We start from the raw sequence: 16022 nt of genomic DNA on the forward strand, positions 1-16022 counted from the left end.
CCCGCTACCCCTGAAGGTGCTGCGCCAGGCCGTTCATGGCCTGGCGCAGCGATTCGACCGCGCCCGTCAGCGCCACGGTTTCGGCATCGCGGCACGCCTGTTCCAGGGCGTGGCACGCCGCCACGACCTGCCCGGCACCGACCATTTGCGCACCGCCCTTGATGTGATGGGCCAGGTCGCGCAAGCCGCCACGGTCGGACGCCCGGCCCAGGTCATCCAGCCGCTTCAGGTCGTCGCGCAGGCTCTGCGACACCTGGTCGCGCAAGCGCAGGATCAACCCGCGGTTGTCGCCCGCCAGGCGTTCCAGGGTGCTCAGGTCGAGCGCGGCGGATGCCTGCTCCTGCCCCATGGGTTCTGCACCGGGCTCGGCAACAGACAGCGCCCGGCCCAGGTCGCCCAGGCCGATAGGCTTGAACAGGCAATCATCCATCCCTGAGGCGAGGCAACGCTGTTTTTCCTCGGCCTGGGCGTTGGCGGTGAACCCGAGCAACAAGCAGCGGCGCCGGCCCGTCGCGGCCTCCTCCGCGCGGATCGCCCGCGCCAGTTGATGGCCGCTGAGCCCCGGCAGGTTGATGTCGACGATCAGCACATCGAACGGCTGCCCGCGCCACGCGGCCAGGCCCTGTTCGCCATCCTCCGCGCCCACGCTCCGGTGCCCGAGCTCGCTCAACTGCCAGCCCAGCAGCAAGCGGTTCACCGGGTGGTCGTCCACCACCAGCACGTTCAGCGGCGCCGACGGTTCAGCCACCTCCCCATCGGCCTCAGGCGCAGGCAGCGGATCCAGCACCGGAAACTGCAGCAGCGCCCGGACCTGCGTGCCGCGCCCCGGTTCGCTGGCCAGTTGCAGGTCGCCGCCCATCATCCGGCAAAGGTCCCGGCTGATCACCAGCCCCAGGCCGGCACCGCTGCGCACCGGCTGTGCAGCGTCGCGGGCCTGCACGAAAGGACTGAACAGGCGTCGCCGGTCATCGGCGCCGATGCCGATGCCGCTGTCTTCGATGGTCACGCTCAGGGCCAGCCGACGGTCGTGCAGCGACGTCACCCGCAGCACCAGGCTGACCTCACCGTTGGCGGTGAACTTGACCGCGTTGCTCAACAGATTCGACAGCACTTGCTTGAAGCGCGTGGGGTCGACCAGCACATCGACATCGCTGCGCGGATCCAGCTCGACGTGCCACAGCAGTTGCTTCTGCCGCGCAGGCCCCTCGAACACCCGGCAGACCGAGGCCACCAGGCCACGCAGGTTGGCGCGCTGCGGGGCGAGCTCCAGGTGCCCGGACTCGATGCGGGCGATGTCGAGGATGTCGCCGATCAGCGCCAGCAGTTGCTGCCCGGCGCTGGAGGCGATCTCGATGGCCAGGCGATCGGTCACGCCCTCGTCGGCCCGCTTGAGCGCCAGTTCGAGCATGCCGATCAGGGCGTTCATCGGCGTGCGGATCTCATGGCTCATGGTCGCCAGGAACGTGGTCTTGGCCCGGTTGGCCTCGTCGGCCGCCTCCTTGGCCTGCTGCAGCCTGCGCAACCAGCCCTGGCGTTGACGGAGCTGGCGACGCTGCCAGCCGATCCACGCCAGCGCCAGCATCAGCAGGACGGCGGCCGCCGCGAACCCCGAGAGGATTTCCCGGCGATGGCGCTGCCAGTAGCTGTCTTCGACCACCACCCCGTGGCTCCAGCGCTCGACCAGCTCGTCCATCTCCTGGGGCGCAATGCTCAGCAGCGCCTTGTTCAGCAGCGAATGCAGCAACGCCGCGTCCGGCGCCGTGGCCAGCGCGATCCGGGCCGGCTGATCCCCCACTGTGGTGACGATGCGCATGCGCCCCTTGTATTGGCGGGCGATCAGGTAGCGGGCCACCAGCAGCGAGCCCAGCGTCGCGTCCGCCTGCCCGTTGGCGATGGCCGCCATCCCTGCGGCGGGGCTGGCCACGTCGACCAGCCTGATCTGCGGCACCTGCTCGACCAGATAGTCGTGCAAAGGATGGCCACGGTAGATCGCCAGCCGCTTGCCCGCCAGGTCGCCCAACGAACGCAGACGGCCGTCCGCCGCCGCGATCAGCACGAACGGGTTGTTCAGGTAGGCCCGGGTGAACCGCAGTTCCAGCTCCCGCTCGCTGCTCGGCGTCACCACCGGCAGCACATCGAGCTCGCCCGCTTTCAGTTGCGCCATCTGCCGGTCCAGCGACTGCCCCCGCACGATGTCGAACGTCAACCCCGTACGCTGGCCGATCATGTTCAGCAACTGTGCGGTGAGCCCGTGCAGTTGCCCGTCCGCATCAAAGAACGTCAGGGGCGCGAAGTCCTCCACGGCCCCCACCCGCACCACCGGGTGCCCGTCGCGCCACGCCTGTTCGGCGGCGCTCAGGGTGACGCTCGCCTGCCCGCTCATGTCGGCGAGGCCGGCGCTCCAGCGTTGCTCCATCAGCAGCCGCTGTTCGAGGGGAATGGCCGCCAGCGCCCGGTCCACAAGACGCTGCAACCGCCCGTTGCCCCGGGCCAGGGCAAAGCCGAAGGGGTTGGCGTCGAGCCCCGAAGGCCCGGCCAGTTGCAGGTCGTTGCGATAATTGATGTTGATCAGGTAGTTGGCGCTGATGAGGTCCCCCAGGTACAGGTCGTCCTGGCCGAACGCCACCGCACCGAGCGCGTCGAGGATGGCGGGATAGCGCACCAGGGTCGCGGTGGGGTACGCCTTGCGCACGGTCGCCTCCGGCAGGTAGTCCTCGGCCATGGCGATACGCTTGCCGGTCAGGTCCGCCGGCAGTGGCTCGCTGAGCCGGGTCACCCACATGGGCTGGTCTTCGGCGTAGGCGCGGGACAGCACCACTTGCGGGTCGGCCAGCTCGAAAAGGTTGGAGGTGCCGAGCAGGTCGAGCTCGCCGCCCTTGAGCGCCGCCATCGCCCCGGCACGGTCGCGGTAGCGCTGCACCGTGACCGCGACGCCGAGCAGGCGCCCCAACAGGTCGGCGTAGTCGGCGGTGATGCCTTCCAGCTCATGCCGGTTGCGCGTCAGTTCGAACGGCGGGTAGTCGGCGCCGGACACGCCCACCCGCAGCACGGGGTGCTCGCGCAGCCATTGCCGATCCGCATCGTCCAGGCGGATCGGGGCCGTGTCGGGGCTGCTGCGGGCCAGCACCTCCAGCACCTGCGGCGGCTCGCCTGCCCGAACGTGGGCCGCGACCAGCACCAACGACAGAAGGAAAAGACGCCACGACCCCATGCCAGCCCCCCTCAGATCAGTTGGTTGCGCAGGGCGAATTCGCGCAGCAGCACCAGCGACCCCACCCCCAGCTTGGTCATCAGGCGGGTCTTGTAGGTGCTGACAGTCTTGTGGCTCAGGCTCATGCCTTCGGCGATGTCCTTGTTCGCCCGGCCCTGGGCCAACTGCACCAGGATGTGCAGTTCGCGGTCGGAGAGCAGGTCGATCAGCTGTCGCTCGTTGTTCTGCAGCATGCCGCTGCCGGCGGCGAGGTCCGTGGAGCCGGGAAAGTAGGTGTAGCCGGAGCGCACGGCTTTGATGGCGTTGCGCAGTTGGTGCAGGGAATCGGACTTGGTGACATAGGCCATCGCGCCGGCGCGCATGCAGCGCATCTGGTAGTGCGCCGGCTCGTGGGAGGTGAACACCACCACGCGGCAGTCCAGGCCGTTGGCGCGGATGCGCTCCAGCACCTCCAGGCCGCTCATCCCTTTGAGGTTGAGGTCGAGGATCACCAGCTCCGGCGAAAGCCTGCGGATCGCCGGCACCGCTTCGACGCCGCTGGCGACCACCTCCACCTGCCTGAAGCCCTCCGACTCCAGGATCAGGCCGAGGGTGGCCCCCACCACCGGGTGATCGTCGACGATGAGCGCTCTCTTCATGACCACTCCCAGTGCAATGTCGGGACGCCGGTGCCACAGGCGTCGCCCGGCTCGGACAGACCCTGGCTGCGCCAAGACTGTTGCACGGGATGCGGGAGGAATCTACCTGTCAGATCTGACAGTTGCGACAAACGGATAACCGTGCTCAAACGCCGACAGCCTGCCCGACCGCCCCCTCGATCTGTGCCATCAGGCGCTCGATCCGGTGGATGTCCGGCAGCTGCGCCTCGCTGATCCCGATGGGCTTGCAGGCAAACCCGGCCACCGTCGACGCCGGCGCGTTGTAGACCAGGGCATGGCGGACACGGGGATTGCCGCACAGGAAGTCCGCCAGGTCCATCGAGCCCGCCGCCAGCCCGGCATTGGCGGCGACCACGTCGAAGGCACCGCAGTCACGCTCGACCAAGGTCAGCAGTTCGGCCAGGTTGCGCACCGGCGCGATGCGAAAGTACCCGAGGCGATTGAACGATCGCTCGAGGGTCATCCGGTGAAAATGCTGCGGATCGGCAATCAGGATGCGCAAGGCTTTTTGGGGCACGGTGGACTTCCCGGTCGGTGTCGGCTTCACGAGGCGCCAAGGTTACGCAAGCGCCACGGAACACTCTGTAGGACTTTTCCGAAAAATCCGGCCGCCCATCCGCAGGCCGCACCGCCGCGCGCAGCGACCTCACTCGGTGGTGCTCGGGCTCCAGAAGGCCTGCACCACCAGGGCCGACGTCGAGACCCGCGCCACCAGCGCGTCGAGCTCATCGCCGTCCACCGAGGTGGTGGCCAGCGTCGCCTCGATCTCCACCTCATCGCTGCCGAAGGCATGCACGTCGACGTCGCTGGCCGGGTAGTTGCTGCGTTCCAGTTCCGCCTCGAGCAAGGCCAGCACGGCCTTCTGCTGCGAGCGCCGGGCGATGACGTAGACGATGTTGGTGACTTCCGCCGAGACCACATCCAGCGGCTGGCGGTTGATGTTGTTGACGATCGGCCGCAGCAGCGTGTTGGCCGCCAGCACGAACAGCGTGCCGAGCACCGCCTCGGCCAGCAGGTCCGCCCCGGCGCAGGCCCCCACCGCCGCCGAGGTCCAGAGGGTGGCGGCGGTGTTGAGGCCGCGCACGTTGCCCTCTTCGCGCATGATCACCCCGGCGCCGAGAAAGCCGATGCCCGACACCACGTAGGCGACCACCCGCACCGCCCCTTCGGCGCCGCCGAGGCGGTTGGCCATGTCAACGAAGATCGCCGCGCCCACTGCTACCAGCACATTGGTGCGCAGGCCCGCCGTGCGTTGGCGGTACTGGCGCTCGAAGCCGATCAGGCCGCCGAGGATGAACGCCGCGCTGAGGCTGACCAGGGTGTCGAGCAGCGAGGTCAGGTTGAGGTTGTCGATGGCTTGCATGTCCAGCTCCTTGAAAAATCTGCTGTCCTTTGTGGGAGCAGCGGTTCGGTCACCGCAGATGTTGGCTGTGCCGGCCTCATCGCTTGCAGGCTGGCTCCCACAGGTATTTCTGGTGCCTGCAAGCTCCCTGCGCACCGCAAAACCTGTAGGAGCTTGCCTGCAAGCGATGAGGCCGGCACAGACATCGCAGAGCAAGGAGAAGCCCCTTGCTCGCACAGCGTCCCCAGTCTTACTGCCAGCCGAACCGGCGGATGTAGAAGCCCTTCACCGCCTGGGTCAGGGCCATGTACGCCAGCAGGATCACCGGCAGGAACACGAAGTACAGCGACGGCAGCGCCTGCAGCTTGAAGTAGTTCGCCAAAGGCCCCATCGGCAGGAAGATCCCCACCGCCATGATGATCCCGGTCATCACCAGCAGCGGCAGGGCCGCGCGGCTTTGCAGGAACGGGATCTTCGGCGTGCGGATCATGTGCACGATCAGCGTCTGGGTCAGCAGCCCCACCACGAACCAGCCCGACTGGAACAGAGTCTGGTGGTCCGGGGTGTTGGCATCGAACACGTACCACATCAAGGCGAACGTCGTGATGTCGAAGATCGAACTGATCGGCCCGAAGAACAGCATGAACCGGCCCACGTCCGCCGGCTGCCAGCGCTGCGGCTGCTTCAGCATCTCGTCATCGACGTTGTCGAACGGGATGGCGATCTGCGAAATGTCGTAGAGCAGGTTCTGCACCAACAGGTGCATCGGCAGCATCGGCAGGAACGGAATGAACGCACTGGCCACCAGCACCGAGAACACGTTGCCGAAGTTGGAGCTGGCGGTCATCTTGATGTACTTGAGCATGTTGGCGAAGGTGCGCCGCCCTTCGAGCACGCCCTCCTCCAGCACCATCAGGCTCTTTTCCAGCAGGATGATGTCCGCCGCTTCCTTGGCGATGTCCACGGCGCTGTCCACCGAAATGCCGATGTCGGCGGTGCGCAGCGCCGGCGCGTCGTTGATGCCGTCGCCCATGAACCCGACCACATGGCCGTTGCCCTTGAGGATGCGGACGATGCGTTCCTTGTGCGACGGCGTCAGTTTGGCGAACACGTTGGTGGTCTCCACCGCCACCGCCAGTTCGGCATCGCTCATGCGCTCCACGTCGTTGCCCAGCAGCAGGCCTTGCTGGGCGAGGCCCACCTCGCGGCAGATCTTGGCCGTCACCAGTTCGTTGTCGCCGGTCAGCACCTTCACCGCCACGCCATGCTCGGCCAGGGCCTTGAGCGCCGGCGCCGTGCTTTCCTTCGGCGGATCGAGAAACGCCACGTAGCCGATCAGCGTCAGGTCCTGTTCATCGGCCAGGCTGTAGGTGTCGCGCCCCTGGGGCATCGACCGCGCCGCCACCGCCACCACCCGCAGGCCTTCGGCGTTGAACGCAGCGGTCACCTGGCGGATGCGGGCCAGCAGGTCCGCGCTCAGCACTTCGTCGGCTTCGCCGTGGCGCACATGGCTGCACACCGCGAGCACTTCCTCCACCGCGCCCTTGCAGATCAACTGGTGCGGCTGGCCCCGCCCTTCGACCACCACCGACATGCGCCGGCGGTTGAAGTCGAACGGGATCTCATCGACCTTGCGAAACGCCGTGCCGACCTTCAGCTCGCGGTGGACCTCCACATGCTCCAGCACCGCCACGTCCAGCAGGTTCTTGAGGCCGGTCTGGTAGTAGCTGTTCAGGTACGCCATCTCCAGCACGTCGTCGGAGTCCTCGCCCCAGACGTCGACGTTGCGCGCCAGGAAGATCTTGTCCTGGGTCAGGGTGCCGGTCTTGTCGGTGCACAGCACGTCCATGGCGCCGAAGTTCTGGATCGCGTCCAGGCGCTTGACGATGACTTTCTTGCGCGACAGGAACACTGCGCCCTTGGCCAGGGTCGAGGTGACGATCATCGGCAGCATTTCCGGGGTCAGGCCCACAGCGATCGACAGCGCGAACAGCAGCGCCTCGGTCCAGTCGCCCTTGGTGAAGCCGTTGATGAACAGCACCAGCGGCGCCATCACGAACATGAAGCGAATCAACAGCCAACTGACCTTGTTGACGCCTTGCTGGAACGACGTCACCGCCCGGTCGGTGGCCCCGACCCGCTGGGCCAACGCACCGAAATAGGTGTTGTTGCCGGTGGTCAGGATCACCGCCACCGCCGTGCCGGACACCACGTTGGTGCCCATGAACAGGACGTTGTCCAGTTCCAGCGGGTTGCGCGTGTCGCGGTCCTGCTGGCGCGGGAATTTCTCCACCGGCATCGATTCGCCGGTCATCGCCGCCTGGCTGACGAACAGGTCCTTGGCGCTGAGCACCCGGCAGTCGGCGGGGATCATGTCGCCGGCCGACAGCACGATCAGGTCGCCCGGCACCAGTTGCTTGATCGGCAATTCGATGCGCGGCGCATCCCGACGGATCACCGTGGCGGTGTTGCTCACCATGGCCTTGAGCGCGTCGGCGGCCTGGTTGGATTTGCTTTCCTGCCAGAAGCGCAGCAGGGTCGACAGCACCACCATCGAGAAGATCACGATGGCCGCCTTCAGGTCCTCGGTCAGCCACGAGATCACCGCCAACAGGGTCAGCAGCAGGTTGAACGGGTTCTTGTAGCAGTGCCACAGGTGCGTCCACCACGGCAGCGGCTGTTCGTGCTCGACTTCGTTCAGGCCGTGCTGCGCACGCAGCACATCGACCTCGAAATCCGTGAGGCCGTCGGCGTGGGTGCCCAGCGACGACAGCAGCGCGCCGCTGTCGCAGTGGGCGGCGTCCACCAGGGTGTTGGCCAGGCTGGGCGGCACTTCACGGCTGACCGTGGTGTCGCTGATCGATTCCAAAAGCGCCAGGCGCCGGAAGTGGCGGGCGATGTGGCGGGTCCGCAGGAAGCCTGCGAAGAATTCCTTGAGCGTCAGTTTCATGGCTGCTACCCCTCTGGTCAGCCGGGAAACCGTCGAGCAGGCACGTCCACGCCCCGGCCGCCGGAAACACCGGCAAGGCAGGGCCTGGCACGCCGGTCAGCCAAGACAGGCGTGTCGATAGGGCTGCGGCGGCGACGCAAAGGTCACGGCCACGCTCTGTTCAGCGTCGATGAGAAGGACGTCGGGACATGGCCTCAACCGGCCATGATCGGGATGCCGCCGCTCGCTGTTCGGCGAGACAACGGCATCAGGGAATGCGCGTTATCTTGCCGAGAATCTGCCGGTTACCGAGACCGGCCGACAACTGTCACTCGAACAAGTACCCACTGTGGGTCTCCGCTATTGATGAAAACGCGCGAAGCTTACGCCCCGGTATCTGGAGAGTAAACCCGCAAAGGAAAGTGTGACGGGGAATGTCACCGCTTTTCAGGAAGGGTTCAGGAAAGGTTCAGGTTGGGATTGCCGGGGGCCGAACGCGAGCAGGCTCGCTCCCACACCGGATCGCCGTTCGACACACCTTCCGTGTCCGCTGGAGATCCCCTGTGGGAGCGAGCCTGCTCGCGGTGACGGCCTTGAAGGCGCCGCGGTCTTAGCTGGCGGTCGCCAACAGCAGGTCCGCCACCGAACGGCTGTGCCCGCGGTGCTTGCCGTGCTCATACAGGGAACCGGCGATCTCGTCCGCCCGCACCGGCAGCACCGACAGCAGCGTGTCGCTCAGGCCGTGGCTGGCCTGGCAGAAGCCCTGCATGTACAGGCCGGCCTTGCAGCGCTCGTCGGTGATCAGGCGGTAGTTGCGGTCGACCTCGAAGTCGCCCAGGTACTCTTCCAGCGGCGCCAGCAACTGGCGGTGCAACTGGCGCTCGTAACCGGTGGCCAGCACCACGGCGTCGTAGTGGCGCACGGTGACTTCGCCGGTGGCGTTGTTGCGCACGGTCAGCTCGATGCCGCGGTCGGTGGCGACAGCCTTCTCGACGGTGGTCAGGGTGCGGAACATGTGACGGGCGACGCCCGAGACCTTCTGGCGGTAGAAGATGCCGTAGATGCGTTCGATCAGGTCGATGTCCACCACCGAATAGTTGGTGTTGTGGTACTCGTTGACCAGACGCTCACGCTCGCTGCTTTTCTGCTGGAAGATCAGGTCGGTGAATTCCGGCGAGAACACTTCGTTGACGAACGGGCTGTCGTCGGCCGGCTTCAGGGCCGAACCGCGCAGGATCATGTCCACCTGCACCGACGGGAAGGAGTCGTTGAGGTCGATGAACGCTTCCGCCGCGCTCTGCCCGCCGCCGATGATCGCAATGCTCATCGGCTGGTTGTTGACGCACGGCTGCTTGGCCATCTGCGCCAGGTACTGGGAGTGGTGGAACACGCGGGCGTCGCCCTTCAGGCCCTTGAACGCCTCCGGAATGCGCGGCGTGCCGCCGGCGCTGACCACCACCGAGCGGGCGGTGCGCACGAACTGCTGGCCCTGGACGTCACGGGAGATCACCCGCAGCGCTTCGACCTGCTGGTTGTGCAGCACCGGCTCGATGGTCAGCACTTCTTCGCCGTAGCGGCTCTGCTCGGTGAACTGCCCGGCGACCCAGCGCAGGTAGTCGTTGTACTCCATGCGGCACGGGTAGAAGGTGCCGAGGTTGATGAAGTCCACCAGGCGCCCGTGCTGCTTGAGGTAGTTGACGAACGAGTACGGGCTGGTCGGGTTGCGCAGGGTCACCAGGTCCTTGAGGAAGGAGATCTGCAGCTCGCTCTGGGTCGACAGGGTGTTGCCGTGCCAGCTGTAGTCGGCCTGCTTGTCGAGGAACAGCACATCCAGTTCGCCCTGGGTCGGGCCGCGCTCTTGCAGAGCGATGGCCAGCGCCAGGTTCGAAGGGCCGAAACCGACGCCGATCAGATCGTGAACGATGGGCGATGCAATTGCCTGTGTCATTTCCAGTGTCCTCTGGATGAACCCCAACGCAGCGGGGAGGAAGAGCCTACGTGACCGGCCGGCCCCGAGCGGGACAGCAGGTCGTCTGTTGAGTAGGAACGAGGACAGTGAAATAAAATTTAACGACGGCGGCTCAATGGGCGTCCCATTGTTTGATGCGCACCCGGCAGTGCTTCATGGCGTTGACGATGTGCTTTTCCACCAGCGCCTTGGAAATGCCCAGGTGCTCGGCGATCTCGGGGTGCGACAGGCCTTCGATCTTGCGCAGCAGGAAACTGTCGCGGCACAGCGGCGGCAGTTCCGCCAATGCACGCTGGAGCATCTCCAGGCGCTGGCCGTGGTCGAGCGTGCTGTGGGGGGACGGGGTGAAATAGCGCTCTTCGCTGTCGAGCACCTCAAGGGACTCGACCTGACGCAAGGCGTTGCGCCGGTGGTCGTCGATCACCAGGTTCAGGGCCGTGCGGTAGAGAAAGGCCCGGGGCTGCTCGATCGGCGTGTCGCTGGAGCGCTCCAGCACCCGCACATAGGCGTCATGCACCACATCTTCGGCGACCTGACGGTTGCCGAGTCTGGCATTCAGGAAACTCACCAGCTCGCGATAGTAGTTTTCCAACATGGCTCCCCGCCGCAGCGGTGCGGTTTCTGTCCTTGGGCACACTGATCCGGGAACCCGCGACGGGCGCTAGCAAGATAGTGGCAGCTTGAGGCGCGTAATTTATAGTAATTCTCATATAGATTTAAAGTGATGTTTCACGTTGCCCGACAAATAGTCCCGTCCTATACCTGTAACATCGTGTGTCCCCGCTTAAATTCCCTCGCCCACCTCTCGTTAACAGGACAGCTCCCCGTCTCTGCCGCGCCCTGCGACAGTGTTCAGCGGTGCCCGATCCTGCGCACCCCCGTGAACGACGGGCCGATTCCCACTGGCCGGAACCCTGCATGAAACGTCCCCGCCCCGCCCGACGCGCCCTGCTCGCCACCCTTTGTCTGATCCCCGTCGCCGCCTATGCGGCCTGGCAGATGCTGCCCCCCGGCCGGGACAAGTTCGCCACCGTGCAAGTCACCCGCGGCGACATCGAAAGCAGCGTCACCGCCCTGGGCACCCTGCAGCCGCGACGCTACGTGGACGTCGGCGCCCAGGCCTCGGGCCAGATCAAGAAGATCCATGTGGAGGTCGGCGACACGGTCAAGGAAGGTCAGTTGCTGGTGGAGATCGACCCGTCCACGCAAAAGGCCAAGCTCGACGCCGGGCGCTTCTCCATCGAGAACCTCAAGGCGCAGCTGCAGGAACAGAAGGCCCAGCACGAACTGGCGCAGCAGAAGCACCAACGCCAGCAGCACCTCGCCGCCGGCGGCGCCACCCGCGAAGAAGACGTGCAGACCGCCCGCGCCGAGCTGAAGGCCACCCAGGCGCGCATCGACATGATCCAGGCACAGATCCGCCAGGCCGAAGCCAGCCTGCGCAGCGACCAGGCCGAACTCGGCTACACGCGCATCTTCGCGCCGATGGCCGGCACCGTCGTCGCCCTCGACGCCCGCGAAGGCCAGACCCTCAACGCCCAGCAGCAGACGCCGCTGATCCTGCGCATCGCCAAGCTGTCGCCGATGACGGTCTGGGCCGAAGTCTCGGAAGCCGACATCGGCCACGTCAAACCGGGCATGACCGCCTACTTCACCACCCTGAGCGGCGGCCAGCGGCGCTGGAGCAGCACGGTGCGGCAGATCCTGCCGGTGCCGCCCAAGCCGCTGGACCAGACCAGCCAGGGCGGCGGCAGCCCCGCCAGCACCAGCAAAAGCGGGAGCGCCCGGGTGGTGCTCTACACCGTGCTGCTGGATGTCGACAACGCCGACAACGCCCTGATGGCCGAGATGACCACCCAGGTGTTCTTTGTCGCCGGCCAGGCGAAGGACGTGCTCACCGCGCCGGTCGCCGCCCTGCAGGGCAGTGCCGCCGCCGGCCTGCAAACCGCCCGGGTGGTCGCCGCCAACGGCGAGGTGCAGCCCCGCGAAGTGCGCACCGGTATCAGCGACCGCCTGAACGTGCAGGTGCTGGAAGGCCTGAACGAGGGCGATCACCTGCTGATCGGCCCCGCCGACGGCAACGGAGGCTGAATGCAGACGCCCCTGATCGAACTGCGGGACATCCGCAAGGCCTACGGCGGCGGCGACGCCCCGGAAGTCCACGTGCTGCGCGGCATCGACCTGTCGATCCACGCCGGCGAGTTCGTGGCCATCGTCGGCGCGTCGGGCTCCGGCAAATCGACGCTGATGAACATCCTCGGCTGCCTCGACCGGCCGACGTCCGGCGAATACCGCTTCGCCGGCGAAAACGTCGCCGGCCTGGACAGCGACGAACTGGCCTGGCTGCGCCGCGAAGCGTTCGGTTTCGTGTTCCAGGGCTATCACCTGATCCCGTCCGGCTCGGCCCAGGAAAACGTCGAGATGCCAGCGATCTACGCCGGCACGCCAGCGGCCGAGCGGCACGCCCGCGCCGCCGCCCTGCTCGACCGCCTCGGCCTGGCCTCGCGCACCGGCAACCGTCCGCACCAGCTCTCCGGCGGCCAGCAGCAGCGGGTATCCATCGCCCGCGCCCTGATGAACGGCGGCCACATCATCCTCGCCGACGAACCCACCGGCGCCCTCGACAGCCACAGCGGCAAGGAAGTCATGGCGCTGCTCGATGAACTGGCGGGCCAGGGCCACGTGGTGATCCTCATCACCCACGACCGCGAAGTCGCGGCCCGGGCCAAGCGCATCATCGAAGTCCGTGACGGCCTGATCATCAGTGACAGCGCCGCCGACGACCCCGCCGTCCAGGCCGCCGCCAACCCCGGCGCCCTGCAGGCGGTGGACCTGCGCAAGCGCCTGGCCGAAGGCGCGCAAGCCAACGGCGCCTGGAAAGGCGAACTGGTGGACGCCCTGCACGCCGCTTGGCGGGTGATGTGGATCAACCGCTTCCGCACCGCCCTGACCCTGCTCGGCATCATCATCGGCGTGGCCTCGGTGGTGGTGATGCTGGCGGTCGGCGAAGGCAGCAAGCGCCAGGTGATGGCGCAGATGGGCGCGTTCGGCTCCAACATCATTTACCTCAGCGGCTCGGCCCCCAACCCGCGCACGCCGCCCGGCATCGTCACCCTGGACGACGTCGCGGCGCTGGCCAGCCTGCCGCAGGTCAAACGCATCATGCCGGTCAACGGCGCCGAGGCCGGGGTGCGCTTCGGCAACGTCGACCACCTGAGCTATGTCGGCGGCAACGACACCAACTTCCCGGCGATCTTCAACTGGCCGGTGGTCGAGGGCAGTTACTTCACCGAGGCCGACGAACGCAACGCCACGGCCGTCGCGGTGATCGGCAAGAAGGTGCGCGACAAGCTGCTCAAGGATGTCGCCAACCCGCTGGGCCAGTACATCCTGATCGAGAACGTGCCGTTCCAGGTGGTCGGCGTGCTCCAGGAAAAGGGCGCCAGCTCCGGCGACCAGGACAGCGACGACCGCATCGCCATCCCCTACTCCGCCGCCAGCGTCCGGCTGTTCGGCACGCGCAATCCGGAATACGTGGCCATCGCCGCCGCCGACGCGCGCAAGGTCAAGGAAGCGGAGCACGCCATCGAGCAACTGATGCTGCGCCTGCACAACGGCAAGAAGGACTTCGAGCTGACCAACAACGCCGCGATGATCCAGGCCGAGGCCCGCACGCAGAACACCCTGTCGCTGATGCTCGGCTCGATCGCGGCGATCTCGCTGCTGGTGGGCGGCATCGGCGTGATGAACATCATGCTCATGACCGTGCGCGAACGGACCCGCGAGATCGGCATCCGCATGGCCACCGGCGCCCGCCAGCGCGACATCCTGCGCCAGTTCCTCACCGAGGCGGTGATGCTGTCGGTGGTCGGCGGCCTCGCCGGGATCGCCCTGGCGCTGATCATCGGCGGCGTGCTGATCCTCAGCGAAGTCGCCGTCGCGTTTTCCCTGATGGCGGTGCTGGGCGCCTTCGGCTGCGCCCTCGTGACCGGTGTCGTCTTCGGCTTCATGCCCGCCCGCAAAGCCGCCCGGCTCGATCCGGTCACGGCCCTTACCAGTGAATGATCGCTTGATGAAACCACGCCTCAGCCTGTTGGCCGTGTGCCTGATGCTCAGCGCCTGCGCCAGTCCCGTCCAGCGTCCGGACAGCGGCCTGCAACCGCCTGCCGCCTGGCAATCGCCCCACTCCGACGCCACCGCCCGCCACGACGCGCAGTGGTGGACGCAATTCGGCAGCCCCGAGCTGGACCGCCTGATCGAACAGGCCCGGCTCGGCAGCCACGACCTGGCCGCCGCCATGGCCCGGGTGCGTCAGGCCCGTGCCGCCACGGTGATCGCCGGCGGCTCGCAGTTGCCCGAGATCAAGGCCGGGGCCAACGCCAACCGGCAGAAGCTGCTGCGCGGCAACGGCTACAGCCAGCTCGACGCCGACAACAGCAACAAGGCTGTGGACTACTTCGACGCCAACCTGAGCGCCAGCTACGAGATCGATTTCTGGGGCGGCAAGCGCGCCTCCCGGGACAGCGCACGGTTCAGCCTGCAAGCCAGCGAGTTCGACCGGGCGACCGTCGAGCTGACGCTGCTGGGCAACGTCGCCGACACCTACGCGCAGGCCCTGTCCCTGGGCGAACGCAGCCGCATCGCCGAACTGAACCTGACCAACGCCCGCAGCGTGCTGAAGCTGGTGCAGACCCGCTTCGACGCAGGCTCGGCCACCGCCCTGGAACTGGCCCAGCAAAAAAGCCTGGTGGCCGCCCAGGAGCGTCAGGTGCCCCTGGTGCAGCAACAGGCCCAGGAAGCGCTGATCAGCCTCGCCGTCCTGCTCGGCCAACCCGTGCAGGCGCTGGCGCCGTCGCCGGAACCGTTCGACCGGCTGACCTGGCCGACCATCGCGGCCGGCGTCCCCAGCGACCTGCTCAGCCGCCGTCCCGACATCGCCCGCGCCGAAGCGCAACTGGCCGCCGCCGAAGCCGACGTGAAAGTGGCCCGCGCCGCCATGCTGCCCACCGTCACCCTGACCGCCCAGCTCGGCTCGGGCGCCAACCGGTTCAGCAACCTGGTTCGCAGCCCCTTCTACAACCTGACCGCCGGGCTGGTGGCGCCGATCTTCAACAACGGCCGCCTGGGCGCCGAGCGCGACAAGGCCACGGCCCGCCAGGAAGAACTGCTGGAAACCTACCGCGGCGCGATCGTCAGCGGTTTTGCCGACGTCGAAAAAGCCCTCAACAGCATTCGGGGGCTCGACGAACAGCGCCAGTGGCAGACCGAAGAACTGAACCAGGCCCAGACCGCGTTCAACATCGCCCAGAGCCGCTACCAGGCCGGCGCCGAGGATCTGCTGACAGTGCTGGAGACCCAGCGCACCCTGTACGCGGCCCAGGATTCGAACGTGCAACTGCGGCTGTCGCGACTACAGGCGAGCATTGCCCTGTACAAGGCGCTCGGAGGCGGGTGGCGGGCGCTGTAACTCCTGTGGGAGCCGGGGCAGCCACAAATGCCCTGCACACCCAAAAAACCTGTGGGAGCTAGCTTGCTAGCGATGAGGCCCGAACTGTCGGCATCTCTGTTGCCTGTTCCACCGCCATCGCCATCGCCATCGCCATCGCCAGCAGGCTGGCTCCCACAAGGGATCGGGAGCAGCCACAAATGCCCTGCACACCCCAAAACCCTGTGGGAGCCAGCCTGCTGGCGATGAGGCCGGAACTGCCGACATCTCTGTTGCCTGTTCCACCGCCATCGCCAGCAGGCTGGCTCCCACAAGGGATCCGGGGCAGCCACAAATGCACTGCACACCCCAAAAACCTGTGGGAGCTAGCTTGCTAGCGATGAGGCCCGAACTGTCGGCATCTCTGTTGCCTGTTCCACCGCCATCGCCAGCAGGCTGGCTCCCACAAGGGATCCGGGGCAGCCAC

General features: G+C 66.9%; 10 protein-coding genes. 3 read left to right on the plus strand and 7 right to left on the minus strand.

Translation table 11 applies throughout. From position 1 onward, the window contains the following. Positions 1-4: 4 nt before the first annotated feature. From CAG31_RS00500 to CAG31_RS00530, 7 genes are all read right to left on the minus strand, one after another. Positions 5-3211, minus strand: coding sequence for an ATP-binding protein (locus CAG31_RS00500; protein ID WP_085577522.1), 3207 nt, complete (start codon positions 3209-3211; stop codon positions 5-7). A gap of 11 nt (positions 3212-3222) precedes the next feature. Beyond that, entirely contained in the window at positions 3223-3849 is a 627-nt protein-coding gene (locus CAG31_RS00505) for a response regulator transcription factor (RefSeq protein WP_085577523.1), read from the minus strand. A gap of 145 nt (positions 3850-3994) precedes the next feature. After that, positions 3995-4387: a hypothetical protein gene (locus tag CAG31_RS00510; protein WP_085577524.1), complete on the minus strand. Its 393-nt coding sequence runs from the start codon at positions 4385-4387 to the stop codon at positions 3995-3997. Between the two features lie 129 nt (positions 4388-4516). Beyond that, positions 4517-5233: an MgtC/SapB family protein gene (locus CAG31_RS00515; RefSeq protein ID WP_085577525.1), complete on the minus strand. Its 717-nt coding sequence runs from the start codon at positions 5231-5233 to the stop codon at positions 4517-4519. Between the two features lie 229 nt (positions 5234-5462). Further along, positions 5463-8162, minus strand: a complete 2700-nt coding sequence (mgtA, locus tag CAG31_RS00520) for a magnesium-translocating P-type ATPase (protein WP_085577526.1) — start codon at positions 8160-8162, stop codon at positions 5463-5465. Between the two features lie 589 nt (positions 8163-8751). Further along, on the minus strand, positions 8752-10089 hold the full coding sequence (locus CAG31_RS00525; RefSeq protein WP_085577527.1) for a lysine N(6)-hydroxylase/L-ornithine N(5)-oxygenase family protein: 1338 nt from the start codon (positions 10087-10089) through the stop codon (positions 8752-8754). A 133-nt stretch (positions 10090-10222) separates the two neighbouring features. After that, entirely contained in the window at positions 10223-10705 is a 483-nt protein-coding gene (locus CAG31_RS00530; protein WP_085577528.1) for a sigma-70 family RNA polymerase sigma factor, read from the minus strand. A 323-nt stretch (positions 10706-11028) separates the two neighbouring features. Here CAG31_RS00530 and CAG31_RS00535 point away from each other — a divergent pair, with 323 nt between their 5' ends. The 3 genes from CAG31_RS00535 to CAG31_RS00545 are packed head-to-tail and all read left to right on the plus strand — an operon-like array spanning position 11029 to position 15577. Beyond that, positions 11029-12201: an efflux RND transporter periplasmic adaptor subunit gene (locus CAG31_RS00535; RefSeq protein ID WP_085577529.1), complete on the plus strand. Its 1173-nt coding sequence runs from the start codon at positions 11029-11031 to the stop codon at positions 12199-12201. After that, positions 12202-14175 (plus strand): MacB family efflux pump subunit, encoded by a 1974-nt coding sequence (locus CAG31_RS00540; RefSeq protein WP_085577530.1) that lies wholly within the window; start codon positions 12202-12204, stop codon positions 14173-14175. A gap of 7 nt (positions 14176-14182) precedes the next feature. Next, complete coding sequence (locus CAG31_RS00545; RefSeq protein WP_085577531.1) at positions 14183-15577, plus strand: efflux transporter outer membrane subunit; 1395 nt, start codon at positions 14183-14185, stop codon at positions 15575-15577. Positions 15578-16022 lie beyond the last annotated feature (445 nt).

This window comes from Pseudomonas sp. R25(2017) (assembly GCF_002112565.1).
Taxonomy (GTDB): Bacteria; Pseudomonadota; Gammaproteobacteria; order Pseudomonadales; family Pseudomonadaceae; genus Aquipseudomonas; species Aquipseudomonas ekonensis.